The sequence below is a fragment of the Hydrogenophaga electricum genome (assembly GCF_030160815.1).
Classification (GTDB): domain Bacteria; phylum Pseudomonadota; class Gammaproteobacteria; order Burkholderiales; family Burkholderiaceae_C; genus Hydrogenophaga; species Hydrogenophaga electricum.
The window spans coordinates 24464-44515 of the sequence record NZ_BSPB01000024.1; the positions used below are offsets into that span (position 1 = coordinate 24464).

18 protein-coding genes are annotated in these 20052 nt (G+C 70.9%); 15 read left to right on the top strand and 3 right to left on the bottom strand.

Annotation, left to right across the window (positions count from 1 at the left end; all coding sequences use genetic code 11):
- Positions 1-3: 3 nt before the first annotated feature.
- Positions 4-798 carry an enoyl-CoA hydratase/isomerase family protein gene (locus QQK43_RS14325; protein ID WP_284308294.1) on the bottom strand — a complete coding sequence of 265 codons (795 nt, stop codon included), beginning with the start codon at positions 796-798 and terminating at the stop codon, positions 4-6.
- Between the two features lie 228 nt (positions 799-1026).
- On the opposite strand from QQK43_RS14325, the gene QQK43_RS14330 reads away from it, so the two are divergent.
- The gene (locus tag QQK43_RS14330; RefSeq protein ID WP_284308295.1) at positions 1027-1584 is read left to right on the top strand and encodes a DUF2889 domain-containing protein; all 558 of its coding nucleotides are present in this window, start codon (positions 1027-1029) and stop codon (positions 1582-1584) included.
- A gap of 15 nt (positions 1585-1599) precedes the next feature.
- On the opposite strand, the gene QQK43_RS14335 is transcribed toward QQK43_RS14330, so the two are convergent.
- A complete protein-coding gene (locus tag QQK43_RS14335; RefSeq protein ID WP_284308296.1) occupies positions 1600-2424 on the bottom strand; it encodes a DUF169 domain-containing protein in 825 nt (274 codons plus the stop codon).
- 233 nt (positions 2425-2657) lie between these two features.
- Between QQK43_RS14335 and QQK43_RS14340 the strand changes: the two genes are divergently transcribed.
- The 13 genes from QQK43_RS14340 (at position 2658) to QQK43_RS14400 (ending at position 17099) form a co-directional block, all read left to right on the top strand.
- Complete coding sequence (locus tag QQK43_RS14340) at positions 2658-4265, top strand: AMP-binding protein (protein ID WP_284308297.1); 1608 nt, start codon at positions 2658-2660, stop codon at positions 4263-4265.
- The gene (locus tag QQK43_RS14345) at positions 4255-5061 is read left to right on the top strand and encodes an SDR family NAD(P)-dependent oxidoreductase (protein WP_234264468.1); all 807 of its coding nucleotides are present in this window, start codon (positions 4255-4257) and stop codon (positions 5059-5061) included. Before QQK43_RS14340 ends, QQK43_RS14345 begins: the two co-directional genes overlap by 11 nt.
- A gap of 4 nt (positions 5062-5065) precedes the next feature.
- On the top strand, positions 5066-5932 hold the full coding sequence (locus QQK43_RS14350; protein ID WP_284308298.1) for an SDR family NAD(P)-dependent oxidoreductase: 867 nt from the start codon (positions 5066-5068) through the stop codon (positions 5930-5932).
- A gap of 52 nt (positions 5933-5984) precedes the next feature.
- Positions 5985-7205 (top strand): acyl-CoA dehydrogenase family protein, encoded by a 1221-nt coding sequence (locus tag QQK43_RS14355; RefSeq protein ID WP_234264470.1) that lies wholly within the window; start codon positions 5985-5987, stop codon positions 7203-7205.
- Positions 7206-7440: 235 nt separating this feature from the next.
- The gene (locus QQK43_RS14360) at positions 7441-8280 is read left to right on the top strand and encodes a helix-turn-helix transcriptional regulator (protein WP_234264471.1); all 840 of its coding nucleotides are present in this window, start codon (positions 7441-7443) and stop codon (positions 8278-8280) included.
- Between the two features lie 161 nt (positions 8281-8441).
- Positions 8442-9653 carry an acyl-CoA dehydrogenase family protein gene (locus tag QQK43_RS14365; protein WP_284308299.1) on the top strand — a complete coding sequence of 404 codons (1212 nt, stop codon included), beginning with the start codon at positions 8442-8444 and terminating at the stop codon, positions 9651-9653.
- Complete coding sequence (locus QQK43_RS14370) at positions 9650-10735, top strand: phosphotransferase family protein (protein WP_284308300.1); 1086 nt, start codon at positions 9650-9652, stop codon at positions 10733-10735. Before QQK43_RS14365 ends, QQK43_RS14370 begins: the two co-directional genes overlap by 4 nt.
- Before the next feature lie 14 nt (positions 10736-10749).
- Positions 10750-12081, top strand: a complete 1332-nt coding sequence (locus QQK43_RS14375) for a hypothetical protein (RefSeq protein WP_284308301.1) — start codon at positions 10750-10752, stop codon at positions 12079-12081.
- Between the two features lie 11 nt (positions 12082-12092).
- Positions 12093-12875, top strand: a complete 783-nt coding sequence (locus QQK43_RS14380) for a glucose 1-dehydrogenase (RefSeq protein WP_284308302.1) — start codon at positions 12093-12095, stop codon at positions 12873-12875.
- A gap of 221 nt (positions 12876-13096) precedes the next feature.
- The gene (locus QQK43_RS14385) at positions 13097-14098 is read left to right on the top strand and encodes an NADPH:quinone oxidoreductase family protein (protein WP_284308303.1); all 1002 of its coding nucleotides are present in this window, start codon (positions 13097-13099) and stop codon (positions 14096-14098) included.
- Positions 14095-14865, top strand: a complete 771-nt coding sequence (locus QQK43_RS14390) for an SDR family oxidoreductase (protein ID WP_284308304.1) — start codon at positions 14095-14097, stop codon at positions 14863-14865. The genes QQK43_RS14385 and QQK43_RS14390 overlap by 4 nt, the downstream gene beginning before the upstream one ends.
- A complete protein-coding gene (locus tag QQK43_RS14395; protein WP_284308305.1) occupies positions 14858-15772 on the top strand; it encodes a DMT family transporter in 915 nt (304 codons plus the stop codon). Before QQK43_RS14390 ends, QQK43_RS14395 begins: the two co-directional genes overlap by 8 nt.
- 163 nt (positions 15773-15935) lie before the next feature.
- Entirely contained in the window at positions 15936-17099 is a 1164-nt protein-coding gene (locus QQK43_RS14400) for a C4-dicarboxylate TRAP transporter substrate-binding protein (RefSeq protein WP_234264479.1), read from the top strand.
- Between the two features lie 181 nt (positions 17100-17280).
- Here QQK43_RS14400 and QQK43_RS14405 read toward each other — a convergent pair whose 3' ends face one another.
- Complete coding sequence (locus tag QQK43_RS14405; RefSeq protein WP_284308306.1) at positions 17281-19086, bottom strand: acyclic terpene utilization AtuA family protein; 1806 nt, start codon at positions 19084-19086, stop codon at positions 17281-17283.
- Between the two features lie 201 nt (positions 19087-19287).
- Between QQK43_RS14405 and QQK43_RS14410 the strand changes: the two genes are divergently transcribed.
- A complete protein-coding gene (locus tag QQK43_RS14410) occupies positions 19288-19974 on the top strand; it encodes an AAA family ATPase (RefSeq protein WP_284308307.1) in 687 nt (228 codons plus the stop codon).
- The last annotated feature ends 78 nt before the right edge of the window (positions 19975-20052 follow it).

Here is a 20052-nt window from a genome sequence, read left to right on the forward strand (position 1 = left end):
GGCTCAGGACTCCGGCACGAAGTGCGGGGCGCGTTTTTCCAGGAAGGCGCGCACGCCTTCGCGCGCGTCGGCGCTGGCCCCGCTGGCCACCATGCCCAGGTGCTCCATCGCCAGTTGCTGGTGCAGCGTGTGGTGTGCGGCCTGGTCCACCAGGGTCTTGATGCGGGCGAGCGATCCGCTCGCGCCCTGGGCCAGCGCGCGCACCAGCGCCTGCGCGGCGGGCAGCAGCGCGTCGTCAGCGTGCAACTCGGCCACCAGGCCGGCGGCCAGGCACTGGGCGGCGTCCAGCGGCTGGTTGGTGAACAGGATGTGTTTGGCGCGCATCGGGCCGACCAGGCGGGTGAGCGCCCAGGACACGCCCACGTCGGGACTGAGGCCGATGGCCGAGTAGCCGCCGCGCAGCTTCATGGAGCGCGCGGCGAGCACGATGTCGGCGCACAGCGCCACACCGATGCCCCCGCCGCCGAGCGAGCCCTGCACGGCGCTGACCACGGGGGCGGGCAGGTGGCTCAGGGTGTGGATGGCTGCGTGCAGCGGGGGAATGCCCTGGTCGAGCAGGGCGGCCATGTCGGCGGCGGCGGCGAAGCCGCGGATGTCGCCGCCGGCACAGAAGTGCGGCCCTTGCGCGGTCAGGAGCACGGCGCGCACGGTGCCACGCTGCTGTGCGGCGGCGACTTCGCCGACTGCCTCGACGAAGGCAGCGCCGGTGGCGTCGTCGAGCACGTTGGCCTGTTCGGGCCGGTTGAGGGTGAGGGTGGCGACGTGGTCGCGGATGTCCAGCAGGATGGGGGGCGTCATGGTCATTTCGGGCCGGGGCGCGCGCAAGGAGGAACGTCACGCCGATGGCGGGACAGTGTGGAAGCGCGCGGGGTGGGCGTCTTGCGTCGACTGGCTGGAAGCCGGGCAGGGTTTGTGCGGATAGGGGCGGCGCAGCCATTGGGCGCAAGACGGTCGGGCGCGTGGTGGGCACACTGGTGAGCCACCGGGCGCGTGCTGCGCGCCGTTTCCTGCCGAGGAGTTTTTCGCATGCCCCTGCCGCCGCCCGACTGCCCGCGAGAACCCAGCCAGCAGCGCCAGATCCGCATCGAGGGTTTCCGGCGCGCGGACGGTCTCTGGGACGTGGAAGGGCATCTGTTGGACACGCTGCCGCACGACGTGCAGGTCGGGGGTGGTCTGCGGCGTGCGGGCGAGCCGATGCATGCCATGGCACTGCGCCTGACGGTGGACCTGCAGGCCACCATCCGGGCGGCGGTGGCGGTGTCCGATGCACACCCCTTTGCCGGGGTGTGCGGGCGCATCACGCCGGCCTACGAACAGCTGGTGGGTTTGCGCGTGGGGCCGGGGTTTCGTCGCCAGGTGCGCGCGCTGTTCCCGCCTTCTGCGGGCTGCACGCACCTGAGCGAGCTGGTGCTGGCGCTGGGCACGGGCGTGCTGCAGACGCTGGCCACCGCGCTGCACCGCGACCCGGCGGTCAAACCGTTCAGCCTGGATGGCTGCCACGCGCTGATGACCGACGGGCCCGTGGTGCGGCAGTTCCATCCCCGCTGGTACCGCGGGGCGGATGCGCTGCCGCCTGCGGCCTGAGCGGAAGCGGCGGCTTCAGGCGCTGCCGGCAGGCGGGGGCGCCGCGCCGTAGCTTCGGGCCATGCCGGCGCGCACGTCCATCTGCACGCCGTAGGGCGGGATGGGGTAGCGCAGGCCGTTGGCCGCCAGCCGCTCGACCCCCGTGATCGCTTGGGCCAACTGGGCCGGCCGCAGTGCCAGCAGCAGTTCGTCGTCGGGCACGCCGCCGTAGCGCCGTTCGGGAAAACACGGCAGTGCGAGGCTGGGTTCGCCCGTGGCCAGGGCCCGCCCCCACGAATCGGCGCAGGCCGACTCCCCCACCGCGCCCCATTCGAGGCGGCGGTAGCCGGCCCATTGCAGACCGTTGATCAGCAGGATCATCTGCGCCGGGTTGGCGTAGACCAGTGCGATGTCGGGATCGGGCAGGCGGCCCGCGTTCAGCGGCGACACGGCCATGGCGGCGTAGCGACCGTGCGGCGCGCAGTGCATGGCGCGCTGGTGGGCGGCGGCGTCGGCGGGCGTGGCGAACCACACGCCCACGAAGGGCGTGCCTTGTTCGAAAGCCTCGTCGCGTGGTGACAGGCCCAGCACGGCGCTGCACTGCGGCCCGACCAGATCGGCGGCGGTGATGCCGACGGTCTGGCCGAGCCGGGCCGCCTGGCCGACGATCTGGTCGGCGGTGTGGATGCCGGTCGGGCGGCGCAGGCGGGGCACGCTCTGCAGATCGGCCTCGTGTTGAAACAGCTTCATCGCCACGGGCGTGGTCTTGAGGCGCAGCAGGCGAAACAGCGCTTCGGTCAGCGCGGTGCCGTCGGGTGGTGGGAGCTCTGGCGGGGCGGAGTGGGGCGTGGGGTCGGTCATGGGCGCAGTGTCTGGCGCGGGGCGGGCCAGGTCTTGTGCCCAGTGGCTGCGCGGGGGCGCTGACCGCGTTCACCCCGGAGCGGTGGTGATGCGCAGGTGACGGGGGCGACCAAGCCCCGCGGTCCGGTAGCCAGTTGGCACAAGACCGCGCTGATCCCCTTCCCTAGGATGGCCCGCACGCTGGCTGGACGGTGGTCGTTCACGCCGGTGACCAACACGGAGACAGCCGCCTCATGAGCGCCACCGCCACCCCTTCCGACTTCCACGCCCCGTCGGCCCTCGACATGAACCTGATCGAACGGGTCTGCGTGGGCGACATCGTCCAGCGTTCCGCCGACGTCTACCCCGACCGGATCGCGCTCGTGGACGGCGAGCGCCGACTCAGCTATGCCGAATTCAATGCCCGGGTCGACCAGCTCGGCCACGCCCTGCTGGGCCTGGGCCTGCAGCACCAGGACATCGTGGCCCTGGCCGCGCGCAACCGGCTGGAAATGCTGATCACCTATTTCGCCTGCGCCCGCGCCGGCCTGATCTGCATGCCGATCAACCTCGGCCTGCGCGCGAGCGAGATCGCGTTCTGCCTGCGCGATGCGCGGGCGCGCGTGCTGATCGCCGAACACGCGCTGCGCGACGTGGTCGAGGCGGCCCGGCAGGAAGCGCCGCCGGAGCTGGCGCACGTGTTCTGGTTCGGCGGCGGGTCGCCCGCGCCGGCCGAAGACTTCGATGCGCTGCTGGCCTCGGGCCAGACCGGACCGCTGGAAGTGCTGGTGCGCGACCGCGACGTGGTGCAACTGCTCTACACCAGCGGCACCACGGCCAACCCCAAGGGCGTGCTCACCAGCCACGTGGCGGTGACCATCGCCGGCCTGTCCAACGCCATCGTGCACCAGTGCACGCCCGACATGTCGGCGCTGGTCGGTCTGCCGCTGTTCCACTGCGCGATGCTCAACTCCGTGGCGATGCCGTTCCTGACGGTGGGTGGCAAGCTGGTGCTGACGCAGGGCTTCGATCCGGCCGACAGCGCGCGCCTGATCGACGAACACCAGATCAACGTGATGGTGCTGCTGCCCATGATGTACGGCGTCTGGCTCAGCGACCCGGCCTACCAGGGCCGCACCTTCCCGTCGATGAAGCGCGCCATGTACGCCATGGCACCCATGCCGCCGGAGCGGCTGGAGGCGATCCACGGCATGTTCCCCAACGCCGACGTGGTGCTGGGTTCGGGCCAGACCGAGTTCACGCCGGCCACCTGCGTGCAGCGGCCCGAACACCAGTGGTCCAAAGCGGCGACCTGGGGCACGGCCACGGTGATGACGCGCGTGGCCATCATGGACGAGGACGGCCGGCTGCTGCCGCGCGGCGAGACCGGCGAGATCGTCTACCGCGGCCCGCAGGGCATGCAGGGCTACCTGAACCTGCCGGCGGAAAACCACAAGAGCTTCCGCCACGGCTGGTTCCACAGCGGCGACGTGGCCCACATCGACGAGGACGGCGCCATCTGGTTCAAGGACCGCTACAAGGACGTGATCAAGTCTGGAGGTGAGAACGTGGCCAGCATCGAGGTCGAGCGCTGCCTGCTGCAGCACCCGGCCGTGGCCGATGTGGCGGTGATCGGCGCGCCGCACGAACGCTGGGGCGAAGCGGTGGTGGCCAGCGTGGTGCTGGCGCCCGGGCAGCAGGCCGACGAGGCCGCGCTGATCGCGCATTGCCGCGAACACCTGGGCGGCTTCAAGGTGCCCAAGGCGGTGGTGATCGTCAGCGAGTTTCCGCGCACCGGCACCGGCAAGATCCAGAAGCACCTGATCCGTGCCGAATTGAAGGGCCTGTTCGATGCCGCCTGAGTCGCCCCCCGATCTGGGGCCGCTGGACTTTGGCGCCCTGTTCCACCTGCGCGGCAAGACCGCGCTGATCACCGGCGCTTCCAGCGGCATCGGCTTGCACGTGGCGCAGCTGTATGCCCGTGCTGGCGCGGCGGTGGCCCTGGCCGCCCGCCGGGTCGACCGCATCGAGGCTGCCGCGCAGGCGCTGCGCGCGGCGGGCCACCGCGCCTGTGCCGTGCCGATGGACCTGCTCGACGACGCCAGCATCGTGGCCGCCTTCGACAGCGCCGAGGCCCAATTGGGCGCGCCGCTGAACCTGTTGTTCAACAACGCCGGCGTGTTGTATGCCGCCCGCTTCGTCGACCAGGACATGGCCGAGGTGGACCGGGTGCTGGACACCAACCTGCGGGGCAATTTCCGCGTGGCGCAGGAAGCGGCGCGGCGCATGGGCGCGCGGCGTGACGGCGTCATCGTCAACGTCGCGTCCACCGCCGCCTTCGGCACCGGCGCCCAGCTGTCGAGCTATTGCGCGTCCAAGGCGGGGCTGGCGCACCTCACCCGCATCCTGGCGCTGGAACTGGCTTCGCGCGGCATCCGGGTCAACGCCCTGTGCCCGGGCAATTTCGACACCGACATGGCCGAGACCTTCCGCGACAAGGGCTTCGACCAGAACCTGATCGCGCGCACGCCGCTGCGCCGCTTCGGCCAGTTGCCCGACCTGGACGGCGCGGCGCTGCTGCTGGCGTCCGACGCCGGGCGCTACATGACCGGTGTGGCCCTTCCCGTCGATGGCGGGCAACTGTTGAGCTGGATGTGACCCCATGACGACCGCTTTCGATCCTTCCCTGGCCCTGAAACCCGGTGGCACCGCCGTCATCACCGGCGCGGCCAGTGGCTTCGGCCGCGAGCTGGCGCTGCTGTGCGCAGCCGCCGGCCTGCAACTGGTGCTGGCCGATGTCGACGAAGCCGGGCTGGCGCAGACCGTGGCCCTGACCGGCCTACCGCCCGCGGCGGTGCTGGCGCAGCCCTGCAACGTGGCCGACGCCGGCGAGGTGGACCGGCTGGCGGCGCGGGCGCACGAACGCTTCGGTGCGGTGCACCTGCTGTTCAACAACGCCGGCGTGATCGCCGCCGGCCCGTCGTGGAAGGCCACGCCGCAGGACTGGCAGTGGGTGTTCGGCGTCAACGTCATGGGCGTGGCCCACGGCATCCGCAGCTTCGTGCCGGGCATGCTGGCGCAGGGCGAGCCGGCCTGGGTGGTCAACACCGCCTCGGTGGCGGGCCTGGTGTGCCCGCCCGAGCTCGGCGTCTACGCGGCCAGCAAGCACGCGGTGGTGGCGCTGTCCGAATGCCTGCACCACGAGCTGGCCGGCAGCGGCCAGCCGGTGGGCGTGTCGGTGCTTTGCCCGGCCTACGTCGACACTGGCATCGCCGACGCCTTTCGCCACCGGCCGGCCGAGCTGGCCGAGCGCAACCCCGACGACGCGGCCTTCCTGGCGCGCACCAAGGTGGCCATGCAGGCGGGTCGCCTGAGCGCCCGCGACGTCGCCCAGCGCACGCTGGACGGGGTGCGCGAGGGGCGCTTCTACATCCTTTCACACCGCAGCGCGGCCGCCGGGGTGGAAAGCCGCCTGCGCGCCTTCCTGGCGGGGGGCGCTCCCGACAACCCGCTGGCGGGCGTGGGCTGAGCCCGCCGCACCGCACCGGCCTTCTTTTCCCCACCGAACCCCGGATCCTCCCATGGCTTTTGAACCCACCCCCCGCGTCGTCGACCTGCAGCAGCGCCTGTCGGCCTTCATGGACGCCCACATCTACCCGAACGAGGCCCGCCACCTGGAAGAGGCCGAAACCCTGGGGCCCTGGAAGGTGCTGCCCGTGATCGAGGAACTCAAGCCCAAGGCGCGTGCCGCCGGCCTGTGGAACCTGTTCCTGCCCGAGAGCGAACACGGCCCGGGCCTGAGCAACCTGGAATACGCGCCGCTGTGCGAGATCATGGGGCGGTCGCTGCTGGCGCCCGAGGTGTTCAACTGCTCGGCGCCCGACACCGGCAACATGGAGGTGCTGGCCCGCTACGGCACGCCCGAACAGCAGGCGCGCTGGCTGCAGCCGCTGCTGGCGGGCGAGATCCGGTCGTGTTTTGCCATGACCGAGCCCAGGGTGGCCTCCAGCGACGCCACCAACATCGAAAGCTCGATCCGGCGCGAGGGCGATCAGTACGTGATCAACGGCCACAAGTGGTACACCACGGGCGCCACCGATCCGCGCTGCAAGATCGGCATCTTCATGGGCAAGTCCGACCCCGACAACGCCGACCGCCACCAGCAGCAGTCGATGATCCTGGTGCCCATGGACAGCCCGGGCATCCAGGTCAAGCGTTCGCTGCCCGTGTTCGGCTTCTACGGCATGCCCGACCGCGCGGCCGAGGTGATCTTCGAGAACGTGCGTGTGCCGGCGTCGAACATGCTGCTGGGCGAAGGACGGGGCTTCGAAATCGCCCAGGGTCGCCTGGGGCCGGGCCGCATCCACCACTGCATGCGCCTGATCGGGCTGGCCGAGCGCACGCTGGAAAAGATGTGCCGGCGTTCGCTGGACCGGGTGGCGTTCGGCCAGCCGGTCGCCACCCAGGGGGTGACGCTGGAGCGCATCGCGCAGGCGCGCATCCTCATCGAACAGACGCGCCTGCTCACGCTCAACGCGGCCGAGCGCATGGACACCGTGGGCAACAAGGCGGCCAGGACCGAGATCGCCATGATCAAGGTGGCGGCGCCCAACATGGCCTGCCAGGTGGTCGACTGGGCGATCCAGGTGCACGGCGGCGGCGGCACCAGCAACGATTTCGGCCTGACCCACGCCTACGCCATGGCGCGCCTGCTGCGCCTGGCCGACGGCCCGGACGAGGTGCACCGCAACCAGATCGGCAAGCTGGAGCTGCGCAAGTACCAGCCCCGCCGGCCGGCCTGAGGTCCCGGCGCCTGGCCGGGCGGGCCGCAGCGCAGTGTTCGGACCTGGGGTTAACCCTCGATCTGCCCGCCTGCCGGAACGCTGTCACCCAGGTGCGTATCCGATAGCCATTTGACACAAGACAATGACCAGGGGGGTGCCTACACTGGAAGCCAGACCGGGATAACCCGGCTGGTGGCAGACAACGAGCCGTCAGGCAGGCCCCGAGCGTGCCGACGGCCACCAGGAGACAACGATGCGTATTGACCAGGATCGTCCGTACGCGATCAGTGCGCGGGGCATCACCAGCGCCGAACGTGTGATGTGGATCACCCCTGATCGCGTGTTTTATGCCGGGCTGCTCGGCACGCCCACCACCCGCAACTACGGGGCGCTGTTCGTTTACGTGGCGCTCGACAGCGAGGTGAAGCTGAGCATCGACGGGCAGGCGTGGCAGAGCGGCAATGTCGCGGTGCTGCAGCCTTACACCAGCCACCGCGTTGCCTGCGACGCGCGCCACGTGGTCACGGTCATGATGGAGCCCGAATCGGTCGACATGGCGCGCCTGCCCGGGTGGCTGCGCGACAACCAGGGCGTGATCGAGGCCGAAGAATTCCGCCGCCGCGTGTTGCGGGCGCACCAGGAAATCCTGCGCAACGGCCACCAGGCCGACGCCCCGATGTTCGATTTCGACGAACTGGTGTTCGGCACCCGCCTGCCAGCGCGCTCGGTCGACCCGCGCATTGCCCAGGTGCTGGAGCGCATCCGCACCGACCCATCGAGCCAGGCGCTGGCCCAGGATTGTGCCGAACAGGTGCACCTGTCGTTCTCCCGATTCCTGCACCTCTTCAAAAGCGAGGTGGGGGCATCGTTCCGGAGCTTCCGCACCTGGAAGCGCGCGCGCAGTCTGCTGCACTACGTGGTGGACCAGCGCTCCACCCTCACCGACGTGGCGCTGGGCGCGGGCTATCCCGATTCCACCCACTTCAGCCACTCCATCCGGCAGGTCTACGGGCTCAAGCCCAAGGACATCTTTGCCGGTTCGCGCAAGCTGCGCGTGATCGGCCCGGGCCAGCCCCAGGGCCAGTACGCCTGAGCCGCCCAGGCGGTGCGGGGGACGCACCGCCCATGGTCCGGCGCAGCCGGCCCCGTTCAGTCTGACCACGGACCCGCGCCCCCACCGGCAGCGGGCCGGGCGGGTGCATGCCCGAGCGGCGTCCCCGGCCGGATGTTTTTCCATCCCTGTTGAGGGCCGCCATGTCCACACCGTCTTCGTCCGCTGATCTCCGCCAGCGTGTCCAGGCCTTCATGGCCGAACACATCCTGCCCAACGAGGCCCGCTACGCCGAGGCCCTGAAGTCCGCGGGTGACGGCCATGCGCCGGCGCTGCTGCAGCAGCTCAAGGCCCTGGCCCGCGCGCAGGGGCTGTGGAACCTGTTCCTGCCCGGCCACCACGGCGCGGGCCTGAGCAACGCCGACTACGCGCCGCTGGCCGAGATCATGGGCCGGGTGGCCTGGGCGTCGGAAGTTTTCAACTGCTCGGCCCCCGACACCGGCAACATGGAAATCCTCTCGCTGTACGGGACCGAGGCGCAGAAGGCGCGCTGGCTGCAGCCGCTGATGGCCGGCGAGATCCGTTCGGCTTTTTCCATGACCGAGCCGGCCGTCGCGTCCAGCGACGCGACCAACATCCAGTGCGAGATCCGGCGCGACGGCGACCACTACGTGATCAACGGCCGCAAGTGGTACACCTCGGGCGCGATGAACGCCGCCTGCCAGCTGCTCATCGTGATGGGCAAGACCGAGCCCGACCACCCCGACAAGCACCGCCAGCAGTCGATGATCCTGGTGCCCATCGACACCCCGGGCGTGAAGATCGTGCGCAACATGGCGGCCTTCGGCTACGAAGACCACCCGGGCGGCCACCCCGAAGTGGTCTACGACAACGTGCGCGTACCGGCCGAGAACCTGCTGCTGGGCGAAGGGCGCGGTTTCGAGATCGCCCAGGGCCGCCTGGGGCCGGGCCGCATCCACCACTGCATGCGCCTGATCGGCTGCGCGCAGCGCGCGCTCGAACTCATGTGCCAGCGCGCCACCGCCCGCGTGGCGTTTGGCAAGCCCCTGGGCGAACACGGCTCGGTGCGCGAAGACATTGCGCATTCGTACTGCGAGATCGAACAGGCCCGGCTGCTGACGATGATGGCCGCCGAGAAGATGGACCGCGAAGGCAACAAGGCCGCACGCGACCTGATCGCGGCCGCCAAGATCGTGGTGCCGGCGATGGCTGCGCGCGTGATCGACCGGGCCATCCAGGTGCACGGCGCGGCCGGCGTCTCGCAGGACACCTTCCTGGCCGAGGCCTACGTCTATGCGCGTTTCATCCGCATCGGCGACGGGCCGGACCAGGTTCACCTCGCGGCGCTGGGGCGGCAGTTGCTCAAACAGCACGGCGCAGCGGCGGTGGCATGAGCGGCGCCACCGCAACCCGCCCGGGCGAAGGAACGCCCGCGCCCACGGTGGTCAGCGCTCCGCCGCTGGACCTGCCACGGCTGGAGCGCCACTTCGCCCGGCACGTGCCCGGCGTGGGGTGCCTGTACGAAGCGCGGAGCATCGTCGGTGGCAACTCCAACCCGATCTGGCGCCTGCGCGCCGACGGCGGTGCGTACATCCTGCGCACCCAGCCGGCGGGCGCGCTGCTCAAGTCGGCGCACGCGCTGGACCGCGAGGTGCGTGTCATCCAGGCGCTGGACGGCACCCCGGTGCCGGTGGCGCGCATCCACCACCTGTGCAACGACCCCGACGTGATCGGCGTGCAGTTCTACCTGATGGACTGCATCGACGGCGAGGTGCACCGCGAAGTGGCCATGCCCGGCCTGTCGCGCGAGCGCCGCACCCACCTCTACCGGGCCGCGCTGGACACGCTGGTGGCCATCCACCGCACCGACCTGCAGGCCACCGGGCTGGCCGACTTCGGTCGCCCGGGCAATTACTTTCAGCGCCAGCTGCACCGCTGGACGCAGCAATACCGCACGGCCCTGCCCGAAGGCCTGCCCGCGGTGGACGCGCTGATCGATGCGCTGGTGCCCCAGGTGCCGCAGGCGGAGGCGCCCACGGTGCTGCTGCACGGCGACTGCCGGCTCGACAACCTGATGTTTCAGCGGGGCACACACCGCGTGCTCGCCGTGCTCGACTGGGAACTGTCCACGCTGGGCCATCCGCTGGCCGACCTGGGGCAGTTCCTGGGCGTGCAGGAGCTGGCGCCCGATTACCTGCTGCCCGGCCTGGCCGGCATGGACCGCGCGGCGCTGGGCATCCCGTCGCAGCGCGAGATGGCGCGCTACTACCTGGGCCGCATGGGGCTGGCGCCCGACACCGATCTGCGCTTCTACAAGGCCTTTGCGCTGTTCCGCCAGGCGGCCATGTCGGCAGGCCTGCTGCGGCGCGCGCGCGAGGGCACGGCGGTGGCCGAAAGCGCGCTGGCCTTTGGTGAAAGCACCGAGGTCTTCGCCGAGACCGGGCTGGCCGTTCTGGACCGCCCCGACGTGGCCTGACCCGGCAACCGACCATGGCCCGCGATGTCACCGACACCCCGTTGCAGCAGATCGCGCGCCCGCCCGAAGCGCTGGCGCTGACCGCGCTGCAACAAGGCGACACCGACACCTTGCACCGAGCGCTGGACGAGATGGCGGCGGGGCATGCCGGGCTCGACGCGCTGTCCCTGCACGCGCTGGCACGCAAGGCCGGCAAGCTGCACCAGGACTTCGGCGAAGACCGCGCGCGCGAAGCGCTGGAGCGCATCGGCCGCCAGCTCATGGCCACCTGGGTCGCGCAGTGGCAGGCCGGTGGGGTGGACGACGTGCGCGGCGCCATCGCCGACCTGGTCGCCATCTTCCGCCACCAGGTGGGGGCCGATCTGGCTCCGCTGGAAGAAGACGGCCCGCACGTCACGCTGCACCTGCGGGCCTGCGGCAGCGGTGGCCGCATCGACCGCCAGCGCCTGGCCGAGCGGCACCCGCAGGCCTACGGCCCCTGGCGCGATGGCGTCAACAGCTTCTGCCAGGGCTGCCAAGCGCAGCAGCGTGCGCTCAACGGGGCGCTGGGCTTCGACGCCTGGACGGCCGACAAGCAGCCCGGTGGTGCCTGCGTGCTGCGCTTTCACAAAGGCGTGCAGGCGGGCCTTGTGCTGTTCAGCGACGCCGAGCGCCTGGCCCTGACGCGCACCCGGGTCGACCAGGCGCGCGACCGGCTGGCGCAGGGCGACACCGCCATCGAATCCCTGCTCGACGGCCAGCGCAAGGAGTGGATGCCCTGGCACGACTTCGGTGTGGTCTGGCTGGCGCACTTCTACGCGATCGCGCTGGAGCTGGGCGGCCCCGACTATCTGGACGAGCTGCTGGCCCAGACCTACGAGCCGGCCTTTGTGGCGGGCTTTCCGCGCTACGCCGCGCTCGACGACGAGGCGCTGGTGCGCGAGATCGCGCGCACCTGGAACTACCACTGCGCCGATTTCCACCTGCACGAGGAAGACGACCGCTTCGTCTTCACGCTCGACCCCTGCGGCAGCGGTGGGCGCCTGCTGCGCGCGCAGATGTGGCGTGGCCTGTTCCGCTACGGCGCGCCGCTCTCGCCGCGCATGCCCGAGGCGCACCCGATCAATTTCCTGCGGCGCGACGCGCCCACCTACTGCACCCATTGCGCGGCCTCCAACCGTGCGCAACTGGGCCGGGCCAGCGACCCCGCCGTGCCGCTGTTCTTCGTCATCGACGGCCATGCGCAGCGCGCGCCCGGCATGCCGTGCCGCACCTTTGTCTACAAGCGCCAGGCCGACCGTTCGCGGGTCGACCCCGCGCTGTTCCATCAGGTGGGCTTGCCTGCGCCCGCCGCTTCCCACCCTTGAGGAGTCCCGCCATGAGTACCCCCGCCGGCGCCCCGCGCCACCCCTTCGACCTGTCCGGGCGGATCGCCCTGGTCACCGGCTCCACCATGGGCATCGGCGAGGCCACGGCGCGCGTGCTGGCGCAGGCCGGCGCGCACGTGATCATCAGCAGCCGCAAGCCCGAAGACTGCGAGCGTGTGGCCGGTGAGCTGCGCGCCGACGGCCTGAGCGCCGAAGGCCGCGCCTGCCACATCGGCCGCATGGAAGACATCGCCGCCATGGGCGAGCACCTGCAGGCCACGCACGGCGGGCTGGACATCTTGGTCAACAACGCGGTGCTCAGCCCGCTGCGCAGCATCGACGACACCGAACCCGGCCTGTTCGCCAAGACGGTGGAGGTCAACCTGCGCGGCTACTGGTACCTCTCGCTCGAAGCCACCCGGCGCATGAAGCCGCGCGGCGGCGGCAGCATCGTCAACATCGCCTCCATCGCGGCGCTGCACCCCGACCGCGGCCTGGGCCTGTACTCCACGCTCAAGACCGCGCTGATCGGCATGAGCCGCAGCTTCGCGCTGGAATACGGCGAACACGGTATCCGCGTCAACACCGTGATGCCGGGCCTGATCAAGACCAAGCTGGCCAACGCCTACGACCCCGAGCAGCAGGCCCGCACCATCGCGCGCACGCCGGTGGGCCGCCTGGGCGAGGGCGAAGACATCGGCCACGCCGTGCTCTACCTGAGCAGCCCGGGCGCGGCCTTCGTGACGGGTGCGAGCCTGGTGGTGGACGGGGGGCTGACGATAGCGTCACTGTGAGCTCCCCCCTGCGCCGCTGACGCGGCTTCCCCCCTCTCTGGCGCACCGCTGCGCGGTGCTGGGAGGGGGGACGCACCCCACGGCCCGGCAAAGCCGGTTCCGTGGGTGCCTGGGACCTGAACTTCCCCGCATTCGTCGCCTGTCTTTCGCCTTGCCTTTGCCGCCTCTCGCGGGAACGGGGACTGAGAAGGCAACACGCACATTCACCTTGGAGAACCCACATGAAAGCTGTGCTCTGCAAACAATACGGACCGCCCGCGTCGCTGGTGGTGGAGGCGGTGCCATCGCCGCAGCCCGGGCCGGGGGAGGTGGTGGTGGCGGTGCATGCCGCGTCGGTGAATTTTCCCGACGGGCTGATCATCGAGAACAAGTACCAGTTCAAGCCCGAGCTGCCGTTTTCGCCCGGCGGCGAGGTGGCGGGCACCCTCAGCGCCATCGGGCCCGGGGTCAGCGGCTGGGCCGTGGGCGACCGGGTGATCGCGGTTTGCGGCTGGGGCGGCTTCGCCGACGAGGTGAAGGTGGCGGCGGGCAAGCTCATCCGCCTGCCCGAGGGCATTGGCATGGACGCGGCGTCGGCGCTGGTCATCACCCACGGCACCACGCATTACGCGCTGCAGGTGCGCGGGCAACTGCAACCGGGCGAGACCCTGCTGGTGCTCGGCGCTGCGGGCGGCACCGGCCTGTCGGCGGTGGAGTTGGGCAAGCTCATGGGCGCGCGCGTGATCGCGGCGGCCTCCAGCGACGAGAAGCTTGCGCTGTGCCGCGCGGCCGGCGCCGACGAGGTGATCAACTACGCCACCGAAGACCTGCGCGAGGCGCTCAAGCGGCTGACGGGCGGGCGCGGCGTGGACGTGGTCTACGACCCGGTGGGGGGCGACTACACGGAAGCCGCGCTGCGGTCCATGGCCTGGGGAGGGCGGCTGCTGGTCATCGGCTTCACCGCCGGCACCATCCCGCGCCCGCCGCTGAACCTGCCGCTGCTCAAGGGCTGTTCGCTGGTCGGCGTGTTCTACGGCGGCTTCACCGAACGCGAGCCCGACCGTGCCGATGCGCTGATGCAGCAGTTGCTGAGCTGGCTGCGCGAAGGCCGGGTGCGCCCGGTGATCAGCGAATACCTGCCGATCGAGCAGGCCGCACAGGCGCTCGACACCGTGGGCCAGCGGCGCGCGCGCGGCAAGATCGTGCTGACCACGGCGCTGGGCCGTTCGGCGGGGCTGCCATGAAAGTGCAAGACACGGTGGTGGTGGTCACCGGGGGCGGCAGCGGCATCGGCGCCGCGCTGGCGCGCGCCTGCGCCCAGGCCGGTGCGGCGCAGGTGGTGGTGAGCGACCGCGATGCGGCCGCGGCCGAGACGGTGGCGCGCGCCATCGGCGGTCATGCGATGGCCGCCGACGTGGTCGACGAAGCGCAGACGGTGGCGCTGATCGACGAGACCGAGCGCCGCTTCGGCCCCATCGGCCTGTTCTGCGCCAACGCCGGCGTATCGGTGCAGGGCGGGGTGGAGCGACCCGATGCCGACTGGCAGCGGCTGTGGCAGATCAACGTGATGGCGCACGTGCACGCGGCGCGGGCGCTGGTGCCGCGCATGCTGGCGCGCGGCGGCGGGCACCTGCTGTTCACGGCGTCGGCCGCCGGCCTGCTGTCGCAGTTCGACGCGCCGTACGCGGTCACCAAACACGCGGCGGTGGCACACGCCGAGTGGCTGGCGATCACGCACGGTGGCGAGGGCCTGGGCGTGAGTTGCCTGTGTCCGCTGGGTGTGGACACGCCGATGCTGCAGGCCGAAGCCGGGGCGCGGCGCGAACTGATGTCGGCCGGCCTGCTCAGCGCCGAGGCGGTGGCGCAGGCCACGCTCGACGGCCTGGCGGCGGACGAGTTCCTGATCCTGCCGCACCCGCAGGTGCGCGAGTACATGCGGCGCCGGGGCGATGACCACGCCCGCTGGTTGCAGACCATGCGGCAGTTTCACGCGCAGGCCCGCGGTGGCTGAAGCCGCCGCGCGGGTGCGCGCCATGCTGCTGATCACCACCTTGCTGTGGGGGGTGAACCTGACCGCGATCAAGTGGCTGACCGGCCTGTTCGATCCGGTGTTGCTGTCGGGCGTGCGCATGCTGGCCGCGCTGCTGCCCATGCTGGTGCTGCTGCGCCTGCGGCGCTGCTGGCAGACGCCTTCGCGCGCGCAGTGGCGGCAACTGGCCGCCTGCGGCGTGCTCATGGTCTACCTCAACCAGTGGTGGCTGGCCGAAGGGCTGGCGCGCAGCAGCGCCACCCACGGCGCGCTGATCACGGCGCTCAACCCGCTGCTGTCGGCCATGCTCGCGCTGTGGCTGCTGCGCGAGGCGCTCAGCGGCCGGCGCCTGTGCGGCGTGGGGTTGGGGCTGGCGGGGGTGGCGCTGGTCATCCTCAACCGGCCCGGCGCCGAGCTGGCGCAGGGGGGCCTGGGCGACGGGTTGGTGGTGCTGGCGGTGCTGGTGTTCACGCTGGGCGCGGTGCTGATCCAGCGCCTGACCGCCGACCTCAACGCGGTGGTGATCGGGGTTGGCGTGCACGCGGTCGGGGCTGCCTGCCTGCTGGTGCACACGGTGGTGCAGGGGGCCTGGAACGGGTGGCCCGCCATGCCGGCGCCAGGCAGTGGCTGGTGGGCCATCGCGGTGCTGTCGGGGGCGCTGTCGACGGGCCTGGGCAACCTGATGTGGAACCGCGCCATCGGTCTGGTGGGCATGGCCCGTGCAGCGGTCTGGCTGTACTGGGTGCCGCTGTTCGGGGTGGCGTCGGCGGTGGTCCTGCTGGGCGAGCCGCTGACCGTCTGGCACGCGCTGGGCCTGGGGCTGGTGTTCATCGGTACCCACCTGGGCACGCATGTGGCGCGGGTACCACGCGCCACCGGTCCGGTCTAGGGAAAACCCCTTCGGCCGCAGCCAGTGGGCACAAGCGGGCAGGGGCGGTCGTTCCTAGCATGAAGGCGGCCGAGGTCCTGGTGTGAGCCCTGCGGTGTCCGTGGCTTCGGTGCGTTGCATTCAATGACCAACCGGGCCCACCGATGGCCCAAGGAGACAAGGCATGACCCCCTGGATTCGCCGAGCAATCGGCCTGACCGCCGTTGTGGCCGCCGCCACATCCCTGGTGCTGCCCGCACAGGCGCAGAACCGCGAACTGCGTTACGCCATCGGCCAGCCGCCGAGTGCCCTGCCCGTCATCGGCGGGCAGGCGTTCGCCAAGGCGGTGGCCCAGGCCACCGAGGGCAAGCTCACCGTCAAGGTGTACGCGATGTCGCTGCTGAACATGGCCGAGACCTCGGCGGGCCTGCGCGACGGCCTGGCCGACATCGGCTTCGTGCTGACGCCGTACTTCCCGGCCGAGTACCCGCACACCAACGTGATCTCCGAGGCCTCGATGATGCTGCGCCTCATGGGCGACAAGGTGCGCGGCAAGGAGGGCCTGGCCTACATCCCGGCCATGACCGAATTCATCTTCACCAAGTGCCCCGAGTGCCATGAAGAGTTCGCCAAGCAGAACCAGGTCTACACCGGCCACGTGGGCGGCTCCAGCTACGGCCTGATCTGCAACAAGCCCGTGAAGTCCGAAGCCGACATGAAGGGCAAGCGCTTCCGCGTGGGCGCGGCCAACTGGGCGCGCTGGGTCACGGCCATGGGCGGTTCGCCCGTGACCATGTCGGCCAACGAAATGCTCGAAGCGCTCAAGCAGGGCGTGGTGGACTGCATCGTGCTGTCGTCACCGGAGATCCGCAACTTCGGCCTGACCGAGGTGGTGACCGACATCGCCATGGCCGCACCCGGGGGCATCTTCTCCACCGCCGGTTCCAACGTGAACATGCGCGTCTGGCGCAGCCTCACGAACGAGCAGCGCGCAGCCTTGCTGCGCGGCGCGTCCGTGGCTGCGGCCAACGTGCCGTTCGCCTACCACCGGGTGGAAAACGAGGTGCTGGACCAGATGAAGAAACGCGGCGCGCGCATCCACGAGACCGACCCGGCCCTGGTGCAGAAGTCGCAGGTCTTCATCGAGCAGGACATGAAGACCATCGCGGACTACTTCGCGTCCAAACACGGGGTCAAGCGCAGCGCCCAGATGCTGGCCGAGTTCCGGCCCATCCTGAGCAAGTGGGTCGACCTGGTCCAGACCGTGAGCACCGAAGAGCAGTACGCCGACCTGTACTGGCGCGAGGTGTTTTCCAAGGTGGACACCGCCACCTACGGCATGAAGTGAAGGATCGTTCACCTCTGCGCCGCTGACGCGGCTTCTCCCTCCATGGCACGGCTGCGACGCTGCGCTGGGAGGGGGTGGCGTGGGGCTTTTCCGTGAAGGAGGGCCCAAGGGCGCAGAGGCCGGCGCCGGACGCAAAGAAGAAGCCCGCCAATGGCGGGCTTCTTCTTTTCGGGGGGTGTGTTCAGCCCAGTTGTCGGGCCAGTGCCTTCGGCACCGCGATGGGCAGGTCCAGCAGCATCTGGCCCATGCCCTTGCCCAGCGGGTCCATGCGGGCGGAGGCGGGGCCGCCGCCGTCCAGCGCCTGTTCCATGGTGATGTTCATGGCGTGGATGCCGGGCAGGTAGAAGCGCCGGACCTCGCCCTTGACCAAGTGGGCGAAGTAGGCCTTGACCACCTCGGGCGTGAGCCGGGCCCAGATCAGCGGCATCCAGGCCGGGTCGCGGGCGATCAGGCCGATGTTGGAGATGTCGCCCTTGTCACCGCTGCGGGCCCAGGCCAGACGCACCAGGGGCACGTCCACCGTCTCGGTGTCGGCGGAGCCCCATTCGGCGGGTGCCAGTGCTGCGGGGGCGGTGGCGTCGCCCGTACCGGGCGCGATGGCGGCAGGCTGGGCCTGGCCGTCGACCACCACGGTCACCGGCACCTCGGTCTTTTTCACCAGCAGCGACAGCGGCTTGATGTTGGGCGAAGCGCTGGGCCGGCCGGTGCTGGGGCCGGTGGTGCCGGGCGACCACGAGGTGCCCGAGGGCGCGATCTCGCGCGCGAAGATCTCCAGCGCATGCTTCATCGGGTGCGTGACCGCGATGCGCACCATCACCTCGCGCGAAGCGCCTGTGCGCGCGTGCGGCCCGTACAGCGTCTCGGCGCCGAGCAGGGCCACGTTCGCGCTGGTGTAGCCGGGCAGGCCCAGGCTTTTCAGCAGGGCGCTGGTGCGGGCGATCACCGCCTCGCCCGTGCGCTGGGCCTTGGCGGCGGCGTCGATGCCGATGATGACCATGGTGCCCGCGCAGCGCCAGCCGTCGAGCTGGGTGGCCGAGACTTTGTAGCTGTCGGTCGGTGCGCGTCCCAGGGCGCCGCTGACGCGCACGCGCTCGGGCGACAGCTGTTCGATCACCACCTGGCGGAAGTCGCAGGTCACGTCGGGCAGCAGGTAGGCGCCCGGGTCGCCGATTTCGTAGAGCAGCTGTTCGGCCACCGCGGCGCGGGCGATCAGGCCGCCGGTGCCGGCAGGTTTGGTCACCTCGAAGCTGCCGTCGGCGTGGCATTCGATGATGGGGTAGCCGATGTTCGGCCAGTCTTCCACGCGTTCCCAGTCGGTGTGCAGGCCGCCGGTGGCCTGGCAGCCGCATTCGACGATGTGGCCCGCCAGGCTGCCCCCGGCGAGTGGGTGCCAGTCGTCCGGCGTCCAGCCGAATTCGTGGATCAGCGGGCCCAGCGTGGCGGCGCTGTCCACGCCGCGGCCGGTGATGACGATGTCGGCCCCGGCCGCCAGCGCCTGCGCCACCGGGAAGGCGCCCAGGTAGGCGTTGGCGCTCAGGATCTTTTCGGGCAGCGCCTCGCCGCTGAACATGTCGCGCACGCCGGCTTCGCGCAGGCGCGGCATCTGGGCGCTGATGTCGTCGCCCGTGACCACCGCGATGCGCGGCTTCAGCCCCAGCGTGTCGGCCAGCGCCCGCAGCGCGTCGGCGCAGCCCTGCGGGTGGATGCCGCCGGCGTTGGCCACCACCTTGATGCCGCGGCGCATCACCTCGGGCAGCACCGCCTTCATGGCGATGTCGACGAAGTCGGTGGCGTAGCCCATCTCGGGCTTCTTGGCACGGGCCGCGGCGAGGATCGCCATGGTGGTCTCGGCCAGGTAGTCGAACACCAGGTAGTCGATCTGCCCGCTGTTCACCAGTTGCGGGGCCCCCACCATGCTGTCGCCCCAGAAGCCCGAAGCGCCGCCGATGCGGACGGTCTTGTTTGCGGTTGTCTCTTGTGTCGCCATGTCGGTCGCTCTCCTTGGTTGCGCCGTCAGCGTAGCAGGGCCGGCGCCGGCTGGCTTGCGGCCAGTGGCTGGCCGGCACTGTGGCGCCGGTGCCGACGAAAGGGGCAATGTGACCAATTGACGCAAGACGGGGGCGGGTGCGTCGCCCACACTGGTTTCCGGCCATGTGGCCTGCCCGACACCCTTGCCCAGGAAAACCACTTGGCCTTCCATCCTGCCCGCCAGACGGTTGCTGAACCGGCTCCCGCCTCGTTCTGTGTGCTGGGCATGGCCGAGAGCGTGCACTGGGTGTCGCTCGCGCTCATGCGGGCGGTGCGGGCCCAGGGGTTTCGCACCACCGGCCTGATGCCGGTGGCGCGCGACGCGCAGTGGCGCCATGGCCGCTGGCACAGCGCGCGCGTGGCGCGCCTGCAGGCGGCCAGTTCGTTCGACTTCCCGGCCAGTGCGCTGTGCACCGCGCCCGTGCCCGATCCGGCGGTCACGGCCGCGCCACCCCGGTTCGACCCGGAGGCGGTGGCCGAGAGCTACGCCGCACTGGCCACCTGGACCGACGTGGTGGTGGTTGACGGCGTGGGTGACCCCGACGCGGCGCTGGCGCCGGGCTTCACGCTGGCAGATCTGGCGCAGTCGCTGGGGCTGCCGGTGATCGTGGTGTGCGAGGACGACGCCGCGGCGCTGCAGGCGTCGTGCGCGCTGGTCAAACGCTGCCGCGCCCGCGGCCTGCGCGTGGCGGGCTGGGTGCAGGTGGGGCAGCACCCGCAGGCCTGCGCGGCCGGCATCCCCCGGCTCGGGGTGCTGCCGCGCGACGACCTGCAACAGCCCGGGGTCGCGGCCTGCCACGTCGATGCGGCCCGGCTCATCGAGGCACTGGGGCCCGCCGCCCCCTGAGCCTGCCGCGGCAGCCAATCCGCGCAAGACAGCTCGCGGCCATCGCCGAACAATGCCGGCAACGGACCCCTTTCCGGT

Coding starts and splice junctions, on each gene's coding strand:
- QQK43_RS14325 (WP_284308294.1), bottom strand. CDS start 798: ATGACGCCCCCCATCCTGCTGGACATCCGCGACCACGTCGCCACCCTC.
- QQK43_RS14330 (WP_284308295.1), top strand. CDS start 1,027: ATGCCCCTGCCGCCGCCCGACTGCCCGCGAGAACCCAGCCAGCAGCGC.
- QQK43_RS14335 (WP_284308296.1), bottom strand. CDS start 2,424: ATGACCGACCCCACGCCCCACTCCGCCCCGCCAGAGCTCCCACCACCC.
- QQK43_RS14340 (WP_284308297.1), top strand. CDS start 2,658: ATGAGCGCCACCGCCACCCCTTCCGACTTCCACGCCCCGTCGGCCCTC.
- QQK43_RS14345 (WP_234264468.1), top strand. CDS start 4,255: ATGCCGCCTGAGTCGCCCCCCGATCTGGGGCCGCTGGACTTTGGCGCC.
- QQK43_RS14350 (WP_284308298.1), top strand. CDS start 5,066: ATGACGACCGCTTTCGATCCTTCCCTGGCCCTGAAACCCGGTGGCACC.
- QQK43_RS14355 (WP_234264470.1), top strand. CDS start 5,985: ATGGCTTTTGAACCCACCCCCCGCGTCGTCGACCTGCAGCAGCGCCTG.
- QQK43_RS14360 (WP_234264471.1), top strand. CDS start 7,441: ATGCGTATTGACCAGGATCGTCCGTACGCGATCAGTGCGCGGGGCATC.
- QQK43_RS14365 (WP_284308299.1), top strand. CDS start 8,442: ATGTCCACACCGTCTTCGTCCGCTGATCTCCGCCAGCGTGTCCAGGCC.
- QQK43_RS14370 (WP_284308300.1), top strand. CDS start 9,650: ATGAGCGGCGCCACCGCAACCCGCCCGGGCGAAGGAACGCCCGCGCCC.
- QQK43_RS14375 (WP_284308301.1), top strand. CDS start 10,750: ATGGCCCGCGATGTCACCGACACCCCGTTGCAGCAGATCGCGCGCCCG.
- QQK43_RS14380 (WP_284308302.1), top strand. CDS start 12,093: ATGAGTACCCCCGCCGGCGCCCCGCGCCACCCCTTCGACCTGTCCGGG.
- QQK43_RS14385 (WP_284308303.1), top strand. CDS start 13,097: ATGAAAGCTGTGCTCTGCAAACAATACGGACCGCCCGCGTCGCTGGTG.
- QQK43_RS14390 (WP_284308304.1), top strand. CDS start 14,095: ATGAAAGTGCAAGACACGGTGGTGGTGGTCACCGGGGGCGGCAGCGGC.
- QQK43_RS14400 (WP_234264479.1), top strand. CDS start 15,936: ATGACCCCCTGGATTCGCCGAGCAATCGGCCTGACCGCCGTTGTGGCC.
- QQK43_RS14405 (WP_284308306.1), bottom strand. CDS start 19,086: ATGGCGACACAAGAGACAACCGCAAACAAGACCGTCCGCATCGGCGGC.